The 19823-nt window shown below is 68.3% G+C and carries 12 protein-coding genes; 2 read left to right on the top strand and 10 right to left on the bottom strand.

Annotated features, from left to right (window positions below):
- Nucleotides 1-14: 14 nt before the first annotated feature.
- From lptB to guaA, 6 genes are read right to left on the bottom strand one after another with little or no spacing between them, the layout of a single operon-like run.
- Entirely contained in the window at nucleotides 15-740 is a 726-nt protein-coding gene (gene lptB, locus LuPra_RS17590; protein WP_110171949.1) for an LPS export ABC transporter ATP-binding protein, read from the bottom strand.
- Nucleotides 741-2885, bottom strand: coding sequence for an LPS export ABC transporter periplasmic protein LptC (lptC, locus tag LuPra_RS17595; protein ID WP_162271434.1), 2145 nt, complete (start codon nucleotides 2883-2885; stop codon nucleotides 741-743).
- Nucleotides 2849-4588, bottom strand: a complete 1740-nt coding sequence (gene recJ / locus LuPra_RS17600) for a single-stranded-DNA-specific exonuclease RecJ (RefSeq protein ID WP_110171951.1) — start codon at nucleotides 4586-4588, stop codon at nucleotides 2849-2851. The genes lptC and recJ overlap by 37 nt, the downstream gene beginning before the upstream one ends.
- Before the next feature lie 25 nt (nucleotides 4589-4613).
- Complete coding sequence (locus LuPra_RS17605; RefSeq protein WP_110171952.1) at nucleotides 4614-5585, bottom strand: acetyl-CoA carboxylase carboxyltransferase subunit alpha; 972 nt, start codon at nucleotides 5583-5585, stop codon at nucleotides 4614-4616.
- 10 nt (nucleotides 5586-5595) lie between these two features.
- The gene (locus LuPra_RS17610; RefSeq protein WP_110171953.1) at nucleotides 5596-9096 is read right to left on the bottom strand and encodes a DNA polymerase III subunit alpha; all 3501 of its coding nucleotides are present in this window, start codon (nucleotides 9094-9096) and stop codon (nucleotides 5596-5598) included.
- A gap of 7 nt (nucleotides 9097-9103) precedes the next feature.
- A complete protein-coding gene (guaA, locus tag LuPra_RS17615) occupies nucleotides 9104-10690 on the bottom strand; it encodes a glutamine-hydrolyzing GMP synthase (RefSeq protein WP_110171954.1) in 1587 nt (528 codons plus the stop codon).
- Nucleotides 10691-10769: 79 nt separating this feature from the next.
- Here guaA and LuPra_RS17620 point away from each other — a divergent pair, with 79 nt between their 5' ends.
- Nucleotides 10770-12017: an outer membrane protein assembly factor BamB family protein gene (locus tag LuPra_RS17620; RefSeq protein ID WP_162271435.1), complete on the top strand. Its 1248-nt coding sequence runs from the start codon at nucleotides 10770-10772 to the stop codon at nucleotides 12015-12017.
- Here LuPra_RS17620 and LuPra_RS32015 read toward each other — a convergent pair.
- Nucleotides 11965-13218 (bottom strand): aminotransferase-like domain-containing protein, encoded by a 1254-nt coding sequence (locus tag LuPra_RS32015; RefSeq protein ID WP_157899334.1) that lies wholly within the window; start codon nucleotides 13216-13218, stop codon nucleotides 11965-11967. The genes LuPra_RS17620 and LuPra_RS32015 overlap by 53 nt on opposite strands.
- The gene (locus LuPra_RS32020) at nucleotides 13215-14321 is read right to left on the bottom strand and encodes a hypothetical protein (protein WP_157899335.1); all 1107 of its coding nucleotides are present in this window, start codon (nucleotides 14319-14321) and stop codon (nucleotides 13215-13217) included. The genes LuPra_RS32015 and LuPra_RS32020 overlap by 4 nt, the downstream gene beginning before the upstream one ends.
- Before the next feature lie 47 nt (nucleotides 14322-14368).
- On the opposite strand from LuPra_RS32020, the gene LuPra_RS17630 reads away from it, so the two are divergent.
- Nucleotides 14369-18358 (top strand): HAMP domain-containing sensor histidine kinase, encoded by a 3990-nt coding sequence (locus LuPra_RS17630; protein ID WP_157899336.1) that lies wholly within the window; start codon nucleotides 14369-14371, stop codon nucleotides 18356-18358.
- On the opposite strand, the gene pssA is transcribed toward LuPra_RS17630, so the two are convergent.
- On the bottom strand, nucleotides 18355-19161 hold the full coding sequence (pssA, locus tag LuPra_RS17635; RefSeq protein WP_110171957.1) for a CDP-diacylglycerol--serine O-phosphatidyltransferase: 807 nt from the start codon (nucleotides 19159-19161) through the stop codon (nucleotides 18355-18357). The two genes, LuPra_RS17630 and pssA, sit on opposite strands and share 4 nt — an antisense overlap.
- Nucleotides 19162-19177: 16 nt before the next feature.
- Nucleotides 19178-19810, bottom strand: coding sequence for a phosphatidylserine decarboxylase (locus LuPra_RS17640; RefSeq protein WP_110171958.1), 633 nt, complete (start codon nucleotides 19808-19810; stop codon nucleotides 19178-19180).
- Nucleotides 19811-19823: the final 13 nt, after the last annotated feature.

Here is a 19823-nt window from a genome sequence, read left to right on the forward strand (position 1 = left end):
AGTCGTCGGAGATCTCAGTCGAGTCGGAAATCGGCCCCGAGGTAGATGCGCTTGACCTCCTCGTCGGCCGCCAGTTCGCCTGGCGTTCCGCTCTTGAAGATGGTCCCCGCATGCACAATGTGGGCCCGATCCGTGATCTTCAAGGTCTCGCGGACATTATGGTCCGTAATGAGCACGCCGATGCCACGTTTTTTCAGGTGGAAGATGATTTTCTGGATGTCGGACACGGCGATCGGGTCGATTCCCGCAAACGGCTCGTCCAGCAGGATGAACTTGGGGTCGTTGACGAGCGCGCGGGTAATCTCTACCCGCCGCCGTTCGCCGCCCGACAGCGTGTACGCCTTGGACCGGGCGAGGTGCGTGAGCGACAACTCCGCCAGCAATTCCCTGCATCGTGCCCGACGTTGTGTACCGTCGAGCTTCAAAGTCTCCAGAATGGCCAGTACATTCTGCTCGACCGTGAGGCCGCGGAAGATCGACGCCTCCTGGGGAAGGTACGCCAGCCCCTTCCTGGCACGGACGTAGATCGGGTCGGCGGTGACGTCCACCGCGTCGAGGGTCACCGTGCCCGAATCGGGGCGCGTCAACCCGACGCACATGTAGAACGTCGTCGTCTTGCCGGCCCCGTTCGGACCAAGCAGGCCCACGACTTCCCCAGAGTGCACCTCGAGGCTCACGCCGGCGACGACGGTACGGCCGCCGTAGGACTTCGTGAGGCGATCGGTTTGCAACAGGGCCATTTATGACGGCTTCAGGGCGGGGCACGTCCCGGCGGTGCGCCCCTGCGTGCGGGTGGACTGGTTGCCGTCCACCGAGATGACATCGGATGCGCGATAGAACGTCAGGCGCCGGCCTGTCGTCTCGCGACACTCACTGGGAAACTGCTCGAGGACCACCACGGGCGTGCCCCCCATCACGTAGCGCCCGTCCTTGGTGAAATACGTCAACCGCGCGCCAGTGGCGTGACGAGTCGATGTCTGCAGCGTGACCGCCTCGTAGGCTTCGAGCCGTTCGAGTTCACGACCGCCTTCGAGCAGGAACATCTCGATCCGTGCCCCGCGCAGGTCGCCGTCGCGCGTGCTCACCAGGCGGGCGGTGTTGCGCAGGATGGCCGTGCGCGCCTTGTCCTGGTACTCGAGTTCGTTGGCCGTGCCGGTGGTGACGTTGCGTTGCGGCTTGCCGGTGGTGGCGTCGGATTCCTCGAGTTCCATCACCGTCCGCACCTTACCGACCGCGAGCAGGTTGCCGGTGTCCTCGTCGAGCGTGATCGTGTCGCCCTTGATGGACGTCGCGCCCTGCCAGATTTGTGCGTCGCCCTTGTACGCGGCCATCTTCGCCTTGCGCTCGAGCGTCGCCGCGGTCACGTTCACGGGCTCGTCGGCTTTGAACATGCCTGGGCGGGCCGGTCCATCGCTTCCACCCTGCAGCACCGATCGCACGTCGGTCTCCGCGACCACGTCGTCACCGCCGCCGATGATATGGATGATGCGCGCCTGCACCGATCCGCGGGTGTCGTCGATGCGCGCCATCAGCGGCGTACCCTCGGCGCTCAGCGTGATGTCGCCCGACTCCGTGCGGTACACCAGCCGCGGCGCGGATGCGGTCCGTTCGGCGTCCTTCACGGAGACAGCGCCGGTGAACGTGGCACGGTCGATCGCGTCGAGGCTGCCCCGCGTCTGCAGATCCAGCGTCTCGGCGGTGATCGTCCGATCCATGGCGGTCTGCCCCTTGCCGGCCGTTCGCGTTTCCTTGAACGTGACGTTCTTGTTGAAGGTCGCCCCCGTCAGGCCGCGATCCGGCTGGCCGGTGCCGGTCAGCGTATCGCCGCTGATGACGCGTGCCGGCGTCGCTGCCGCCTGCGGCACCGTGAGCCTAGCGGACTCCTGCGCGGTGAGGCCGGTCATCGTCGAGCCATCCGCGCCGAGTTGCATGTCGATCAACGAGGCGTCGAGGCGTCGGCCGGTGCCCCCGCCCTGGGCGCGGAACTGGACCGCAGCCTTCTCGGCCAACGTGACCTGGCGCAGCGTTCGTCCGTCCGGCTGGTACGCGAGGTTGATGTCGGTCGACGCCATCTGCTGCAACTGTTGCGGCGCAGGCATCGACACGCTCGAACTCCCACGCAGTTCGACCAGTTCGATGATGTCGGCGGCAGGCTGCATGAATACCGTGATGCTGTCGCCGGCCAGCGTCTGCCCATCATGGACGACCGAGGCGGCATCCTGGAGACGGATGTAGCGCTCGGCCCGCGCGAAGCCGGCTGATCCGGCGCGCATGTGGGTCTCGGATTGCCCCTGGCCCGGTGGCACGTCGATGACCGCGCGCGCGAGCATCCACAGCACGTCGCGCGTGTTGTCGTAGGTCGCGCCAATCGAGGAGCCCGTCGTGGTCCCCTTGGTGAAGGTGACCGCCCCGGGGATCCGGATGATGCCGTCGGTCGAATCGTAGGTCGCTTCGCCGCCCTTCATCGTCAGTCCGTCGGTCGCCGTCAGCGAGACGTGACCGTTCACGCGGACCTGGGCGCTGTCCTTGGTGACCTCCGCCTCGTCGCCGCTGATGGTGAAGCCGCGACGATCGTCGCGCGGGGGCACCGTGACCACGACCGACTGGAAGACGGTGCGGCCATCGGGATACGTCCGCAGCCCCTTGTGCTGCAGGTCCATGTCGCGCGCCTGGCCGCGGGTCCGGGTGATCAGGCCGCCGCTCGACTCGACAACGGCGTTGGGGTCGGTGCGCGGATCGGTGGCCTGGCCGGTCATGAGGGACCGCCCGCGCAGTTGCAGGCCGAGCCAAGTGGCAAAGGCGATGGCGAATGCCGCGAGTACGTACCGCAGCAGCGTCCGCAGGCGCATCAGGCCGTCCCCGGGGACACGGTCTGATCGGGACACCGCAGGTCGGCCACCGTCAACTCGATCGTGGTCTCGCCCCGGAAGGTCTGCTTGTCCAGCGAATACGCGAGGCGCAGCGATTGCCTGTGCTGCTCCCATTGCGCGGCCTTCTCCGCCGCGCGCCACGCGATCGCGTTGAAGACCCGCCCGTCCTGGCGGACCTGCACCTTGAGGTGTCGATCCTTGATGCGCCGTGGCGTCCCGAGCAGCTCCACGCCAGTCGCATCGAACACCGGCTTGGCGTTGGCCAGGCCGAATGGCGCCATCTGCTCCAGGCCGGCGACGACGCGCGAGTCGATGCCGGCGAGCCGCAGTTCGCTGTCGATCCGGAGCCGCGGCATCAGATCGGTCGGTTCGAGGCAGGCCAGGCCGTGCGCGTTGATACGATCCCTGAATTCCGGGATGCGGTCGGCGGTCATCGTCAGGCCGGCGGCCTGCTTGTGTCCGCCGTACTTCTCGAACAGGTCGGCACAGCCGTCGAGGGCGCCGAGCATGTCGAAAGCGGCAATAGACCGGCACGAACCGTGCGCGATGCCGTCCTCGACCGACAGGACGATCGACGGCTTGTAGAACGCGTCGACGAGCTTGGACGCGACGATGCCGATGACGCCGCGATGCCAGCCCTCGCCTGCCACGACGAGGACGTTGTGAGCGCCGATGCGGACGTCGGTCTCGACCTGCTTCTTCGCGTCGGCGACGATGTCGGCTTCGTAGGCCTGGCGGCGGGTGTTCTCTTCGCCGAGTTGCTCGGCGAGCCGCCGCACTTGGTCGAGCTGGGACTCGTCGCTTGCGAGCAGCAGGCGCGTGGCGAGGTCGGGCGTGCTCATGCGACCTGCCGCGTTGACGCGCGGCGCAATCACGAACGCGACGTGGAACCCGTCGATGGCCGTGTTCTGCAGGCCGGCCGATTCGAGCAGCGTCCGCAGGCCGACGGTGTGCGGCCCTTGTGACAGCCGTTGCAGACCGAGCTTGGCGATGATCCGGTTCTCGCCGACCAGTGGAACGACGTCCGCGACGGTGCCGATCGCCGCCAGTTTCAGGAACGCCGGCAGCCATTTCTCGCGATCGAACCGCTGACACAAGGCCTGGACGACCTTGAACGCCACGCCAACGCCCGCGAGGTTCTTGTCCGGGTACGTGCAGTCGGGGCGCTTCGGGTTGATCACCGCCAGCGCGGACGGCAGGACCGCCTCCGGTTCGTGATGATCGGTGATGATCAGATCGACGCCGAGTTCGCGCGCACGGCGCGCCGCCTCGCCGCTGCGGATACCGCAATCGACCGACACGATCACCCGTACGCCATCGGCGTGCAGTCGCTCAACGGCCGGCACCTGCAGCCCGTAGCCGTCGCGCAGGCGCTCCGGGATGAAATGCGTGACGTCGCCGCCGAGCAGTTCCAATGCCCGGCGCAGGATCACCGTCGAGGTCACGCCATCGACGTCGTAGTCGCCATGGATCGCGATGCGCTCCTTTCGTGCGAGCGCGGCGCACAGCCGATCGACGGCGGCACGCATGTCCGTCAGCCCGTAGGGGTCGTGCAACTGCGACAGCTGTGGATACAGGAAGCGATGCGCCGACTCCGGGTCGCCGTGGCCGCGATGACACAGCAGGCGGGCGACGACGGGAGACACGTCGAGGGCGGCGGCCAGCGACTGCGCGGCCGTCTCGTCACAGACGACGGGGTCCCAGATCAGCGTCCGCATGGTGCTGCGATTCCGGGTGTCGGAATCAGGAGGCCGTACCGGAGATCTCGGCGCCGAGGCGACCGATGCGGCGGAACTTCTCGTAGCGACGCTCGAGGCGTTCGGCCTCGGGCATGGCCATCAGCCGCTGCAGGGCGGGCCAGAGAGCCTCGTCGAGGCGCGAGGCGGCGAAGTCGTAGTCCTGGTGCGCGCCACCGGCCGGCTCGGGGATGATGCCGTCCACGATCTCCCGGGCCATCAGATCGGGCGCGGTCATCTTGAGGGCATCGGCCGCTTCGACCTTCTTGGCGGCGTCGCGCCAGAGGATCGCGGCGCAGCCCTCGGGCGGGATGACGCTGTAGACCGCGTACTCCTGCATGAGCACCGTGTCGCCGACGGCAATCCCGAGAGCGCCGCCGCTGCCCCCTTCGCCCGTCACGACGACGAGAATCGGGGTGTTCAGGACCGCCATCTCCCGCAGGTTCAACGCGATCGCCTCGGCAATGCCACGCTCTTCGGACTCCATGCCGGGGTAGGCGGCCGGGGTGTCCACCAGGCAAATCACGGGACGGCGGAATTTCTCGGCCAGTTGCATGGCACGAAGCGCCTTCCGGTAGCCCTCCGGACGCGCGTACCCGAAGTTGCGCGTGATCTTCTGCTTGGTGTCGCGGCCCTTCTGGTGGCCGACGAGGAGCACCGGCTGTTCGTGGAAATCGGCAAAACCGGTGACGATCGCCTGATCGTCGCCGAAGCGCCGATCGCCGTGGATCTCGGTGAAGTTGGGCCAGATCCGGGCCACGTAGTCGAGCAGGTACGGGCGCTGGGGATGGCGCGCGACGAGCACGCGCTGCCAGGGGGTCAGCCGCGCGAACAGGTCCTGGCGGACCTGCTTGGCGCGGGTCTGCAGCCGTGCGATCTCACCGGCCCGCTCGGGCGTCGGCGGCTGGCTGCCAAGCTGGGCAATCTCCTTCAGGAGTGCGGCGACGGGCTCCTCGAACTCGAGGGTGTCCACGGACATGACGGTCAGGTTACCGCAGTTTGACGGCACCGACCCCGCACAGACGCTCGAGGTCGGCCACCAGTTGTTCGGAAGGCCGCACCAGGACCATCCCCAGTTCGGCGAGCACGCGCATCGGCCGCGGCAGGTCGCGGATCTCGACCTCCAGACGCACGCGGCGATCGCCGCGGTGGCGCAGCAACACCACGGCCACGTCCTCGAACATCGTCCGCGACGGCGTCTTAAGCGAGATCACGACCTCGCGGGACAGCGTCTCGTTAAGTGAGGAGAGCGGCTTGATTTCGCTTGCCAGGATCTTCGCGGTGTCATCGCCAGCCTCGAGCTTGCCGCGCACCAGGACCATGCGGTCGTTCTCGATCGCGTGGGCGAAGTTGCGGAATGTCTCGGGGAAGGCCACCACCTCGAGCGAGGCATCGAGGTCCTCGAGCATGAACGCCGCCATGCGGTCGCCCTTCTTGGTCTTGACCTGCCGGACACCACTGATGATGCCGCCGACCAGCACGTCGGCCGCCGCCTCGGTGCATTGCCCGATCGGCCGTGCCCCGGCCTTGGCCAGGTCGTCCTGGTGCGCTGCCAGCGGGTGCCCGCTCAGGTAGAGGCCCAGCGCTTCCTTTTCGAAGGCGAGCACCTGGGCGTTCGGGAAAGGCTCGGCATCAGGCAATGCGAGGTCAGACGCGGTGAGGGCCCCGTCGTCGGAGCCATCCTCGCCGCCGAACATCGAGTCGAACAACTGCGTCTGGCCACGGTCGCGGTCCTTCTGGATGCGGTTGCCGTGTTCGAGCGCGCGATCGATGGCTGCGCACAACCGCGCGCGCCGCGAGGTGATCGGCTCGTCAGGCGGGGCGAGCGAGTCGAGCGCGCCCGCCTTGGCGAGGCTCTCGAGCACGCGCTTGTTGACCAGGCGCAGGTCGGCGTGTTCGCACACGCTGCGCAGCGCGTCGATGCGGCCACCGCGCTCCGTGCGCACGCCGAGGATCGACTTGATCGCGCCTTCGCCGACATTCTTCACCGCCGTCAGGCCGAAGCGGACACCCTCCGGTTCGACGGTGAACGGCAGCTGGCTCAGGTTGACGTCGGGGGGCAGGACGGGCACGCCGAGGTCGCGACACTCGCCGAGGTACTGCGACAGCTTGTCGGTGTTCTGCGCCTCGATGGTCAGCAGCGCCGCCATGAAGTAGCGCGGGTAGTTGGCCTTGAGGTAGCCCGTCTGGTACGCGAGCAGCGCGTACGTGGTCGAGTGCGACTTGTTGAAGCCATAGCCGGCGAAGTACGCCAGCAGGTCGAAGATCTCGCCGGCCTTCTTCTCCGACAGCTTGTTCTCGATGGCCCCGTGCACGAAGCGATCGCGCTGCGCGGCCATGACCTTGGGATCCTTCTTTCCCATCGCCTTGCGCAGCACGTCGGCTTCGCCCATCGTGAAGCCGCCGACATCGCGGGCCACGCGCATGACCTGTTCCTGGTACGCGATCACCCCGTACGTGTCGCTGAGGATCGGCTCCATCTGCGGCACCATGTACGTGATCGGCTCGCGCCCGTGGCGACGGTTCACGAAGCTGTCGACGACGCCGGCGCCAAGCGGCCCCGGCCGGTACAACGCGTTCAGGGCGATGAGGTCGTCGAAGCGTGACGGCTTGGCCTTGCGCAGCACCTCGCGCATTCCCGATGACTCGAACTGGAAGACGCCCGCGGTCTGCCCGTCGGCAAACAGCGCGAAGGTCTTCTGGTCGTCCATCGGGATGGCGTCGATGTCGAGCGTCTCGCCGGTCGTGCGCCTGATCTCCTTCAGCGCATCGTCGATCAGCGTCAGCGTGCTGAGGCCGAGAAAGTCCATCTTGAGGAGCCCCATCCTCTCGATTTCCTTCATCGCCCACTGGGTGACGATTTCGTCGCGCGCCCCCTTGTACAGCGGCGCGTAGTCGGTGATGGCGCTGGGCGCAATCACGACACCGGCGGCGTGCACCGAGGCATGCCGCGTCATGCCCTCGAGGCGCTGACCGATCTCGAGCAACTCCTTCACCTTCGGGTCGCTGTCGCGCAACTGCTTGAGCGCCGGGTTCTCGGCAAGCGCCTTCTCGAGCGTCATGTCGAGCGCCGGCGGAATCAGCTTGGCGACCCTGTCGACGTCCGCGTAGGTCATGTCGAGGACGCGGCCGACGTCGCGCACGACCGCCTTGGCCTTCATGGTGCCGAAGGTGATGATCTGCGCGACGTTCTCGCGGCCGTACTTGCGCGTGACGTACTCGATCACCTCGCCGCGGCGGCGCTCGCAGAAATCGATGTCGATATCGGGCATCGACACGCGCTCGGGATTCAGGAAGCGCTCGAAGATGAGGTCGAACTCGATCGGGTCCACGTCGGTGATGCGGAGGCACCACGCGACGACGCTGCCGGCGGCCGATCCGCGACCCGGTCCGACCGGGATCCCCTGCTCGCGCGCGTACCGGATGAAGTCCCAGACGATGAGGAAGTACCCGGTGTACCCCATCTTCTGGATCATCGCGATCTCGTAGTCGAGGCGCGTCGCGTACTCGTCGAGAGTGTGCCGGAGCGCGCCGCGGCCGATCAGTTCCTGCAGCCGCGGCAGCCGCCCCGCAAAGCCCTCGCGGGTGATCCGTTCGAAGTGCCCGTCGAGGGTCTCCCCCGCCGGGACGTCGAAGTTGGGCAGGTGGTAGCCCTTCGCGTCGAGGTTGACGTGGCATCGCTCGGCGATGCGCGCCGTGTTGGTGAGCGCGTCGGGATACTCGCCGAAACGCTCCCACATCTGCTCGGGCGTCTTCAGGTAGAACTCGTCGGACCCGTACTTCAACCGATGCGCATCGTTGACCGACTTGCCGGTGCCGATGCACAGCAGGATGTCGTGCGGCTTGTGATCGCCGTTGCGCAGGTAGTGGACGTCGTTGGTGATCACCATCGGGAGATCGAGCTCCCGTGCCAGCGACGGCAGGCTGTCGTTGACGACTTTCTGCTCGCGCAACCCCTGGTACTGCATCTCGAGAAAGAAGTTGCCCTTGCCGAAGATTTCCGCGTATTGCCCGGCCGCGGTCCTCGACTTCTCGATCTTGTCCTTGTAGATGCCCTCGGCGACCTCGCCCTTCAGACAGCTGCTGAGGCCGATCAGGCCGGCACTGTGCTTCTGCAGCAGTTGCTTGTCGATGCGGGGCTTGTAGTAGAAGCCGTCCGTGTAGCCCGAGGACACCAGCTTGATCAGGTTGTGGTAGCCCTCGTTGGTCTCGGCCAGCAGCACCAGGTGGTTCTGCGTCTCGCCGGGCACACCGCTGCGGTCGCGACGATCGCCGGGCGCCACGTACACCTCGCAGCCGAGGATCGGACGCACGCCATGCTTCTTCGCCGTGTCGTAGAACACGACCGACGAGAACAGGTTGCCGTGCTCGGTGACGGCGAGCGACGGCATGCCGAGCCGCGCCGCTTCCTTCAACAGCTCGTCGACGCGGCAGGCGCCGTCCAGCAGCGAATACTCGGTGTGCAGGTGGAGGTGGACGAAGTCCTTCACGCGCGCGCTACTCCCACTCGATGGTGCTTGGTGGTTTGCTGCTGATGTCGTAGACGACGCGGTTGATGCCGCGCACCTCGTTGATGATGCGGCTGGATGCCTTCTTGAGCAATGCCATCGGCAGCGGCGCCCAGTCGGCCGTCATGAAGTCGGTCGTCTGCACCGCTCGCAACGCCACGACGTGCTCGTAGGTCCGGTAATCGCCCATCACACCGACGCTGCGAACCGGCAGGAACACGGCAAACGCCTGGCTCGTGAGGTCGTACCAGGTCTTGCCGGTCGCCTCGTCTCGCGTCGAGCGGAGTTCCTGGATGAAGATGTCGTCGGCGCGGCGCAGCAGCTCGGCGTACTCCGCTTTCACTTCCCCGAGAATGCGCACGCCAAGCCCCGGTCCTGGGAACGGATGACGATAGACCATCTCGGGCGGGAGGCCGAGCACGAGCCCCAGCTCACGCACTTCGTCCTTGAACAGTTCGCGCAGCGGCTCGAGCAGCGACAGGCCCAGCGTTTCCGGCAGGCCACCGACGTTGTGGTGGCTCTTGATCGTCTTGGACTTCTTCGTCTTGGCGCCGCCCGACTCGACGACGTCGGGATAGATCGTGCCCTGCGCCAGCCACCTGGCATCGACCAGCGACGAGGCTTCGGCCTGGAACACCTCGACGAACTCGCGGCCGATGATCTTGCGCTTGGCTTCGGGGTCGGTCACGCCGGTCAGGTGACCGAGGAACTGCGCGCCGGCGTCCACGTGACGCACCTTCGCATGCAGCCGGCCGGCGAACATGTCCATCACCAGCGCCGCCTCGTTCAGGCGCAGCAACCCGTGATCGACGAACACGCACGTCAGCTGGTCACCGATCGCCTTGTGGATCAGTGCCGCCGCGACGCTGGAGTCGACGCCGCCGGACAGCCCGAGGATGACGTGATCCTGCCCCACCTGCTCGCGGATCCGCGCCACCGCTTCGGTGACGTAATCGCCCATGCGCCAGTCGCCACGGCCGCCGCAGATGTCGCGCACGAACCGCGTCAGGATCGCCTGTCCCTGCTGCGTGTGCGTGACCTCGGGGTGGAACTGGACCGCGTAGTAGCCGCGCGCTTGGTCGGCCATCCCGGCGATGGGACAGCTCGGCGTGGACGCGAGCAGCGTGAACCCCGGCGGCATCGACGCCACCGAGTCGCCGTGGCTCATCCACACCTTGAGCATCCCGTGGCCTTCCGGCGACCGGAAGTCCTCCAGGTCCTCGAGGAGCCTGGTGTGCCCGTGCGCCCGCACCTCGGCGTACCCGAACTCGCGATGGTCGCTCCAGGACACCGCCCCACCGAGCTGCGCTGCCATCGTCTGCATGCCGTAGCAGATGCCGAGGACCGGGACGCCGCTCGTCCACACCTCGTCCGGCGCGCGGAGCTGGTGATCCTCGTAGGTGCTGCCGTGACTGCCCGAGAGGATGATCCCGATCGGCGCCAGGGCGGCAATCACATCACCCGACACGTCGTGCGGGTGGATCTCGCAGTACACATGCGCCTCGCGCACCCGCCGCGCGATGAGCTGCGTCACCTGCGACCCGAAATCGAGGATCAGGACGGTCTGGTGGGACATTCGGCAAATAGGCAGGATGCGGGAATGCCAGGCGCTGGTCTGTCGAAACCCAGCGCCGGGAAGCCGCTATTATAGCGGAGTGTCGGGCACCCGAACCACAACATCTCGCGGTCTTTCGGGCGTTCACCGCATTGTCTGGGCCACGTTCGTCCTTGGCGTTGCAATCGCGCTTCCGGCCCGGACGACCGCCCAGGCCCCAGCGGCGCCGGCCCCGCCGGTACCGGCGAAGGCCAGTAAGTCCAAGCCGGCCGTCCTCGCTCCCCTGCCGTTGTTTCCCCTGCGCCTGCGCTGGGCCGCCGACCTGGAGGCGCCGCCGTCGGCAGGCATCGCCAACGACGACCGGCGTGTCTTCGTCCCGCTGACGACCGGCGGCCTCATCGCGGTCGATGTGGACAACGGCGCCGTCGTCTGGCGGTCCGACGTGGTCACGACGGTCCGTCCGGCGGTGGCCGACGATCACGTCTACGTGGTGGGCGGAGACGCCCTTCATGCCCTCGACGTCTCGTCCGGTCGAGCCGCATGGCGCGTGGCCTTGACCGCGGCGGTGTCAGCTCCCGTCGTGGCGCGCTCGGGGTGGGTCATCGCCGCCCTCGAGAGCGGCGAGGTCATCGCACTTCGGGGCGCGGACGGGACCGAGGTCTGGCGCCAGCAACTCGCCGCACCCGTGGTGGCGCCGCCGGCCATCGACGGCGACCGGCTATACCTGCCCGGTGCGGACGGGACGGTGCGCGCGCTGAGCGTTGCCACCGGCACCGCGATCTGGACCCAGAACCTCGGTGGCAGCATCGTGACCATCGCGCCGCTCGGCGGACGCGTCTACCTCGGCTCGACCGACAACCACTTCTATTGCCTGGACGACAAGCAGGGGCGCGTCCGCTGGCGCTGGCGGGCCGGCTCCGACCCAGTCGGCGCCCCGATTGCCGACGACGAACGCGTGTACTTCACGTCGCTGGACACCGTGGTCCGGGCGCTCGATCGCGGCCACGGCGCGCAGCGGTGGCGACAGCCGCTGCCCTGGCGGCCGCGGACGGGACCCCTCCGCGTCGGCAACACGCTGGTCGCGTCCGGGATCGCCGTCGACCTGCGCGGCTATGCGATGGACACGGGCAGTCCGGTCGGCGACTACGCATTGACCGAGAACCGCCTGGAAGTGCTGGAGGGAACCCCTGTGGTCATCGCGCGCGCGATGCTTCCGGGCGACTTCCTCGTGGCCGCGATCGCGGACGGGCGTCTGGTGGCACTGGAGCACGTGTTCGGCCTGCCGGCACGGCCGCTCACCGACCTGCCTGGGGAACGGATGGCGCTGACGCCCCCACCGCCGCCCTGACGACGCCCGCGAGCCGGCCGATCCCTTCCTCGATGCGCGAGGCCGACGCGGCCGAGAAGGCCAGCCGCAAGGCGTTCGCGCCCGTGCCGTCGACGTAGAACGGCGCGCCAGCGACGTAGATCACCTGCGCCTCGATCGCCGCGCGCAGGAGCGCCCGCGTGTCGATGCCCTCCGGCAACACCACCCACAGGAAGAAGCCGCCGCGCGGCGGCGTCCAGTGCGCCACGTCGGCACATTGCGCCGACAGCGCCCGGCTCATCACGTCGCGTTTGCGCGCGTATGTCTCGCGCAACAGCGGGAGTTGCCGATCGAGGACGCCGCGGACGATGGCTTGGTGGACGATGCGCTGGTCCAATGAACTCGAGCAGAGGTCGGCCGACTGCTTGGCGACGTCGAGGCGCGCGATCACCGCGGTCGGCGCGACCACCCATGCCGTGCGGAACGTCGGCGCAAGCGTCTTCGACGTGCTCTGCAGGTAGATGACACGCCCGTCGGCATCGTCGGCCTTGATCGGGCGCGTCTCGTCCAGCCGCGTGACGTCGGGGAACCACAGGTCGCCGTAGGGATCGTCCTCGACGATCAGCACCTGCTCACGGGCGCTCCAGTCGAGCAGCGCGCGGCGCTTCGCGAGCGACAGGATGCCGCCGGTAGGGTTCTGGAAATTCGGGATGACGTAGAGGAACTTGACGCGACGCCCGGCCGCACGCTCGGCGGCGAGCACCGCGTCGAGGTGGGCGAGATCGAGGCCGTCGGCCTCCTGCCGGACGCCGACCAGGCGCGCCCCCGAACTCCGGAACGCCGCGATCGCTCCTGTGAACGTGGGCAGTTCGACGAGGACGACGTCGCCCGGATCCACGAAGAGACGCGTGACCAGATCGACAGCCTGCTGCGAGCCGGTGGTGAGCAGGACCTCGTCGCTCGTGCAGGTGATGCCCTGCGCGCGCAAGCGCGGAACGACCGCCTCGATCAACGGGGCATAGCCCCTCGTCTGACCGTACTGCAGCGTGTCCTCGTGCCCGCCTCGCAACAGGTCGTCCGCGATGTCGCGGTACGCCTGCCAGGCGAACGTCGACGGATCCGGGTAACCGGGCGCGAACGAGATCAGGTCCGGCCGCCCCGCGGCGAGGATGCCCATCTGGCGAATCGCCGACCCCGTGAGTTGCGCGCCCATGCGCGAGAACGACGCTTCCTGCCACGTCATGCCGGCACTCCCCCCGGCACGATCGCACCTTCGGGCGACTCGTGCGGGGCATCGTAGAGGAACAGATAAGCACCCGCTGACGTGAGCCCGAGGTACTGGAACACGAGTCCCCGCAGCAGCCAGGCGAACAACTGCAGCGGCAGCACGGCGAGCCCCACGAAGGGCACGAACGAAATCAGGCCAAGGCCGGCGGTCGCGACGATCGACGCCAGCGTGGCCAGTCCCACGAGACCGGCCGTCACGATGAACACGCCGAGCGTGCGCATCGGGTCGGCCCGGATCAGGCGGATCGCTTCCCCGACACCGGCCCGGACGGACAGGTCGTGGGCGGCGACGATCACCTGCAGCACGAGATAGAGGGTATTGACGAGCGCCAGCCAGGCCACCAGCAGGGCGCTGCACAGCGCCGCGATGACGGTCCAGCCGACCAGGAACCCGTCCTCGCCCACGGCGCGGTAGCCGGCGACGATGACGGCGAGGTAGGCAACTCCAGAGAGCAGGTAGATCGCGAGCAGGAACGCCCCCAGGCGCAGGAAGCGTCGTCTCAGCCGGCGCGTGCCCTGCAGGAACACGTCGACGTCCGTGCGCGAGGCGCGGCGCAGAAACGCCAGCCGCACCGGGTAGCGTTCGAGCGGGCCGGCATGGCGTTGTGCCTCGACCAGTACCGACAACGTGCCGCCCTTGAGGATGAACATGAGTGCCGATCCGCCGATCACCACGATCCCGACCGCGGACAGGAAACTGACCAGCGCGACCGGATGCTCGAGGAGCGAGGTGGCCACGCCCGTCGCGCTCGCGCGCAGGTCGAGATCGTCGCCGAGCACGTCCTGGACATCCTGGTTCAGCGCCAAGGCCACCAGGAACGTGCCACCGACGATGGGCACGGCCAGGAGGATCTTGAACGTGGCTTCCGCGATGAACTGCAGCACCACAACCGGCCAGTTGGCGGCAGCAAGGAGGGCGCCTCGCTTGATCGGAAGTTTCAGGGCAGGAATGCGCATGCGTCGCGGGGTCCGCGCACCCTCCACTATAACGAACGCCGCCGGTGGGCAGCGGCACGCCTCGGCGGGCGCTGCGCGAGAGACCGCCCCGGCAGCCAGCATGGGGTGGGCGACGTCTGAAGGCCGAGTAAGATTCGGCCACCGCCTGCATGCCTGCCACAGCGCCTTCCTCCCGGTCCCGCAGCCTCGCGCCCCGCGTGCTGGCGGCCGGACTCGTGGGAACGGCCTGTCTCCTGCTGCTCGGCGCGGCCTGGATCCTGTGGCGTCTCGGCCCTGATGTCTCCGGCACGGCCCTCCGCGTCGAACGCGACGTGCGGGCACGTTTTGCGCGGCACGCCGAGACCCTGGCAAGGACGGTCGACCAGTTGCGCGGCCAACCGTCGGTCGTCGCCGCCCTCGATGCATCGACCCGGGATCAGCGCGCCCTGTTCGACGCGGTCGCAGAGGCGGCACGACGCAGCGGATCGGACATCGCGATCACCATCACGGCCGCGGACGGTACGGCCGTCGCCTGGGCCGGCCGGCCGCAAGCCGTCCCGGACTCCCGACAGAACACGGGCCCCACCCTCGTCCTGGCCCCGGGCGCGCTCGGGCTCCGGCTGGTGTACGTGGAACCGGTGCGCGTCACGGGCGAGGGCACCGTACGCGTCGTCGGCGCCGTCGCCGCCGAGCAATTGCTGTCGCGGGCGTCCACCGTCGACACGCGCGACGCGCTCGAGGCCCGATTCGAGACGTCACTCCTGCCGGTGACGCTGACGCCGCGGTTCCTCGGTGGAGCCCGGCAACCGGCCGGGACATCGGTCGTCACGCTCGAGGCCCCGACGGGTGAGGCGCTGGCCGACGTCCTGATTTCCCATGCGTCGCTGCAGGCGCTACGTGAGACGTGGTGGCGGCGCCTGTTCGGCCTTGGCGGCCTGACGCTCGCTCTCACGTGCCTCGTGCTCGCAGGCGTGCTCGCGTGGGAGCGGCGATGGCAGCCACCGGTGGAATTCCGGCGCTTCACGGGCCTCGCGTTCCTGAGCCTGATCGTGGCGCGCGTGCTCCTCTGGTTCGGCCTGGCGCCGTTGCAGGAGACCATGCGCGGGTGGGCCGACGCGACCTACACGGGCGACGTCCTCGAGTGGCTGCACCGGACCCCTGTCGATCTCTGCGTCACGGCGCTCTTGCTGCTCGCGGCGGTGATGCTGGCAACCGATCCGCTGCGGCGTGTCCGCCTGTCGCTGCGCCATGTGCGGCGCAGTCCCCTGGGGCCGCCGTCCCGCCGCGTAAGGTTCACCGGCGCGCAACTGCTGGCCGGAGTCGCCCTCGCCGTCCTGCTGGGCGTCCTGACGCACCTGGTCCAGGACACCGTCAACCACACCGAGCTGGACCTGCTGATGCTGGCGCTGCTTCCACCGGTCGAGCCGCGACGCCTTCTGGTGCTGCTCGGCCTGCTGGCGCTCGGGGCATCCGTCTTCTGGGGCGGCGTACTGGCACTGCGGATCGGTGTGCTCCGCTGGCGGCTCGCCGGGCTGGGCCGATGGCATGGCACGGCCCTGCCACTCGCCCTGTGGACGACCCCGACGGTCATCGCGCTCGGCGTCATGCGCTGGCGCGGCGAGGATGCGCCGACGCTGGCCCTTCTCGCGATGGCCCTGTGCGCGGGTGGTGCCGCGCTCTTGAGTCCGCGCGGCATGTCGTCGTTCCGGCGCGGATCGCAGACCCGCCGCCTGGTCACGGCGTACGGGGCGCTGCTGCTGCCGGCACTGCTGCTCTATCCGCTCCTGCTGCATGCGATCGATCACGCACGCAAGGACCTGATCCGCACCCAGTACGCACCGCAGGTGGTCTCGCACCCGGCCGACCTCGAGCAGCGGCTCAATGCGTCGCTGGCGCAGATCGACGCGGTCCAGAGCCTGGCCGATCGCATTGCCGCCGTGCCGCGCGAATCCGCGCGCGTGCCCACCGACACGGCGTTCGATCTGTGGCAGCAGACCGACCTCGCCAAGGCGCGCCTCACGTCGGCGGTCGAACTGTACGGACCGGACGGGGCGCTGGTGAGCCGCTTCGGCTTCAACTTCCCCGAGTACCAGGCCACGGTCCCGCAATGGCGCAGCGTGCTCTGCAACTGGGACGTGTTTGCCGAAACGGCCCTCTTCGGCTCCGAGGAACGGAGCATGCTGCACGCGGAGCGTGCGGTGTGCGACGCCAGCCGCGGCCGTGATCAGGTGCGGGGCGGCATCATCCTGCACGTGATGCTGGACTACAGCTCACTGCCGTTCCTCACGACGCAGGGCCCGTACTACGACCTGTTCCGCGGCAGCGCCCGGCAGGACGCGGCGCCCATCACGCAGCTGTCACGCGACATCGACCTGGTCGTCTATGGCTGGGGCCGGACGCCGATCTACAGCTCCGGCGAGCGGGCGTGGGAACTGCCCGAGCGCGTGTTCAGGCGCGCCTACCAGTCGCGCGACTCGTTCTGGGATACGCAGACGCGCGGCTCACGTGTGTACGACCTGCACGTCTCCAACGATCGCCTGGCGATCTATGTCGTCAGCGTGCCACGGGTGACGTTGGTCGAACACCTCGTGCACGTCGCCGAAGTCGCGACGCTGGCGGCACTCGCGCTGCTCTTCGTGCTGCTGGTACATGCGATCCTGCATCGCGTCAACCGCCGCGGGCCGCAGCCGGCGACGCTCCTGGTGCGGGAGATCCGGGCCAGTTTCACGCGCAAGCTGTTCCTGGCGTTCGTGGCGACCTCGGTCATCCCGGTGCTGACGCTCGCCTTCGTGGTGCGCACGTTCGTGGCCTCGCGCCTGCGAGCCGACGTCGAAGCCGAGGCCACGCGCACGGCCGCCGTCGCCCAGCGCGTGATCGAGGAAGCACTGGCGCTGCAGCAGCCACGCATGGTCACCGCCACCGCCCTGAGCGATGACGTGATGGTCTGGATCAGTCGCGTGATCAAGCAGGACGTGAACATCTTCGACGGCCCGACGCTGCTGGCGACGAGCCAACGCGACCTGTTCTCCCAGGGGTTGTTGCCCGAGCGCACGCCCGACACCGTGTATCGCGCCATCGTCCTGCAGCGCCTGCCGACGTTCGTCGGCGAGGACCAGATCGGGCCGCTGCAGTACCAGCTCGCCGCAACGCCGATCCGCGTCGGCACCCGTGACGCGATCCTGACGGTGCCGATGACGCTTCGGCAGCGCGAAATCGAACGCGAGATCGCCGAACTGGATCGCAGCGTCAATCTCGGCGTCGTGGTCTTCATCCTGCTGGGCGCGGCGCTGGGCTACTCGATCTCGGGCCGGATCGGTGACCCGGTCCAGCGGCTGACTCGGGCCAGCCGGCGGATTGCGGCGGGCGACCTCGATCAGCACGTGGTCGCCCGCACTGCCGACGAATTGCAGGGACTGGTCGAGGCCTTCAACAGCATGGCGGCCGAACTCTCCCGGCAGCGCGAGCAGTTGCAGCGGACCAATCGCCTCGAGGCGTGGGCCGAGATGGCGCGGCAGGTTGCGCACGACATCAAGAATCCGCTGACGCCGATCCAGTTGTCGGCCGAGCATCTCCGGCGCGTCCACCAGGATCGTGGCACGCCGCTCTCGCCGGTCCTCGAACAGTGCGTGGACACCATCCTGCTGCAGGTACGCATCCTGCGGCAGATCTCCTCCGAGTTCGCGAGCTTTGCGTCCTCGCCCTCGGCACGACTCGCGCCGACGCGGCTGCCCGACCTCGTCGAGGAAGTGCTGGCCGGCTACCGCATTGGCCTGCCGTCCAACGTGCGTGTCGAGGCGTCGGTGCCAGACGACGTGCCCGACGTGCTCATCGATCGCGCGCTGCTCGGCCGCGCGATGATCAACATCATCGAGAACGCGCTGCACGCCATGCCCTGGGGCGGTGTCGTCACACTGGGTGCGGACGCGCTCGACGCTGCATGGGTCCGCGTGTCGCTGTCCGATACCGGCGTCGGGATGGACGAGGCCGCATTGGCCCGGCTCTTCGAGCCCTACTTCTCGACCAAGGCGGCGGGCACCGGGCTCGGCCTCACGATTGCGAAGCGCAACGTGGAGCTGATGGGGGGCCGCATTCACGTGGCCAGCGAGAAGGGCGTCGGTACGACGGTGTCGCTCGACGTCCCGCTCGCGGTGCCCGCCTAGACTTCGCGCGGGCCTTCGCTCACGATCGGCTCCGAGACGACCTGCTGCACATCCTCGCCGGCTCTCGGGCGCAGCCGCGACCAGACGAGGCCGACAAGGCCGGACACCAGGTAGGTGTAGGACACCAGCACCAGCGACCACTGCGGGTAGGTGACAATCGCGGCGATGCCGAGGGCCACGATCATCAGGGCGCTGGCGGGTCGCCGCGTGTTCAGGTTGAACGTCTTGAAGCTGCGATAGCGGATCGTGCTGACCATCAGCGCGGCCGGCACGAGCAAGAGCGGCAGCGCGAGCGCCGCCATCCAGCCGGTGGGCAGGCCTTGCGGCAGCAGGAAGACTGTCGACGCAGGCACTCCAGCCGCCGCCGGACTGGGCATCCCGACGAAGTACCGCTTGTCGGGATTGGCGTTGGTCTGGATGTTGAAGCGGGCAAGGCGGATTCCCGCCGCAGAGACGAAGAGGAAGCCGACGGCCCAGCCCAGCCGCCCGAAGGTGTAGAGCCCCCACGCATAGCCGAGGACAGCCGGGGCGATGCCGAACGAGATCATGTCGGCCAGCGAGTCGAATTCCCGGCCGAAGTCCGAAGTGGCGCCAGTCATGCGCGCAATCCGGCCGTCGAGCAGGTCCAGCACCACCGCCACGCCGATGAATGGCGCCGCCGTCGAGAACTCGCCGCGCATCGCGAAGATCACGCACGCGTAGCCGCAGAACATGTTCGCGAGCGTGAACAGGCTCGGCAACAGGTACATGCCTCGGCGGAGCCGGCGCTGCTCGGGGTCGCGGCGCCGCAGCACGTTGATCATGTCCGCGATTCTACCCTCAGCCCTCCGGCCAGCGGGCGATCACGCTCTCGGCGGCCCTCACGGTATCGCCCGTCTTGACCTGGAGTTCGCACTCTGGTGGGACAAATACGTCCATGCGCGAGCCGAACTTCATCAGCCCGAACCGTTCGCCGGCAACCAACTGGTCGCCGACCTGCACGCGGCACACGACCCGGCGGGCGAGCACGCCGACCACCTGTCGGAAGACGACCGTGCGCCCGTCCGACGTCACCCACAGCTCGTTGCGCTCGTTCTCGGCGGCGGCGCGGTCGTCGTAGGCGGCCAGGAATTTGCCAGGCGTGTAGGCAATTCGCGTGATCTCGCCTCCATACGGGGTCCGGTTGATGTGCACGTCGAGCGGTGACAGGAAAATGCTGACCTGCTGCCACTCGCCCGGGGGCGCGACGCCGGCCTCGCCAGGCCCCGCCACCATCACCCGTCCGTCGGCTGGCGACAGGACGAGGTCGGGGTGCTGCGGCGGATAACGGTCCGGGTCGCGGAAGAAGTACGCCAGGAACGCGGCCAGCCCGAGCAGCGGCACGCCGAGGCCCGGCTTCTTCTTCAGCAGGAAGTACGCAGCCGGGGCGAACGCGCCGGCGATGAACGGGTATCCTGCGCGGTCGAGCTTCATCGTGTCAGGGGAT

It is taken from the genome of Luteitalea pratensis (assembly GCF_001618865.1).
Classification (GTDB): Bacteria; Acidobacteriota; Vicinamibacteria; order Vicinamibacterales; family Vicinamibacteraceae; genus Luteitalea; species Luteitalea pratensis.

Bases quoted from the DNA above. Each gene is read 5' to 3' on its own strand.
- LuPra_RS32020 (WP_157899335.1), bottom strand. From the start codon at position 14,321: ATGCTGGCTGCCGGGGCGGTCTCTCGCGCAGCGCCCGCCGAGGCGTGC.
- guaA (WP_110171954.1), bottom strand. From the start codon at position 10,690: ATGTCCCACCAGACCGTCCTGATCCTCGATTTCGGGTCGCAGGTGACG.
- LuPra_RS17630 (WP_157899336.1), top strand. From the start codon at position 14,369: ATGCCTGCCACAGCGCCTTCCTCCCGGTCCCGCAGCCTCGCGCCCCGC.
- lptB (WP_110171949.1), bottom strand. From the start codon at position 740: ATGGCCCTGTTGCAAACCGATCGCCTCACGAAGTCCTACGGCGGCCGT.
- LuPra_RS17605 (WP_110171952.1), bottom strand. From the start codon at position 5,585: ATGTCCGTGGACACCCTCGAGTTCGAGGAGCCCGTCGCCGCACTCCTG.
- recJ (WP_110171951.1), bottom strand. From the start codon at position 4,588: ATGCGGACGCTGATCTGGGACCCCGTCGTCTGTGACGAGACGGCCGCG.
- LuPra_RS17640 (WP_110171958.1), bottom strand. From the start codon at position 19,810: ATGAAGCTCGACCGCGCAGGATACCCGTTCATCGCCGGCGCGTTCGCC.
- pssA (WP_110171957.1), bottom strand. From the start codon at position 19,161: ATGATCAACGTGCTGCGGCGCCGCGACCCCGAGCAGCGCCGGCTCCGC.
- LuPra_RS32015 (WP_157899334.1), bottom strand. From the start codon at position 13,218: ATGACGTGGCAGGAAGCGTCGTTCTCGCGCATGGGCGCGCAACTCACG.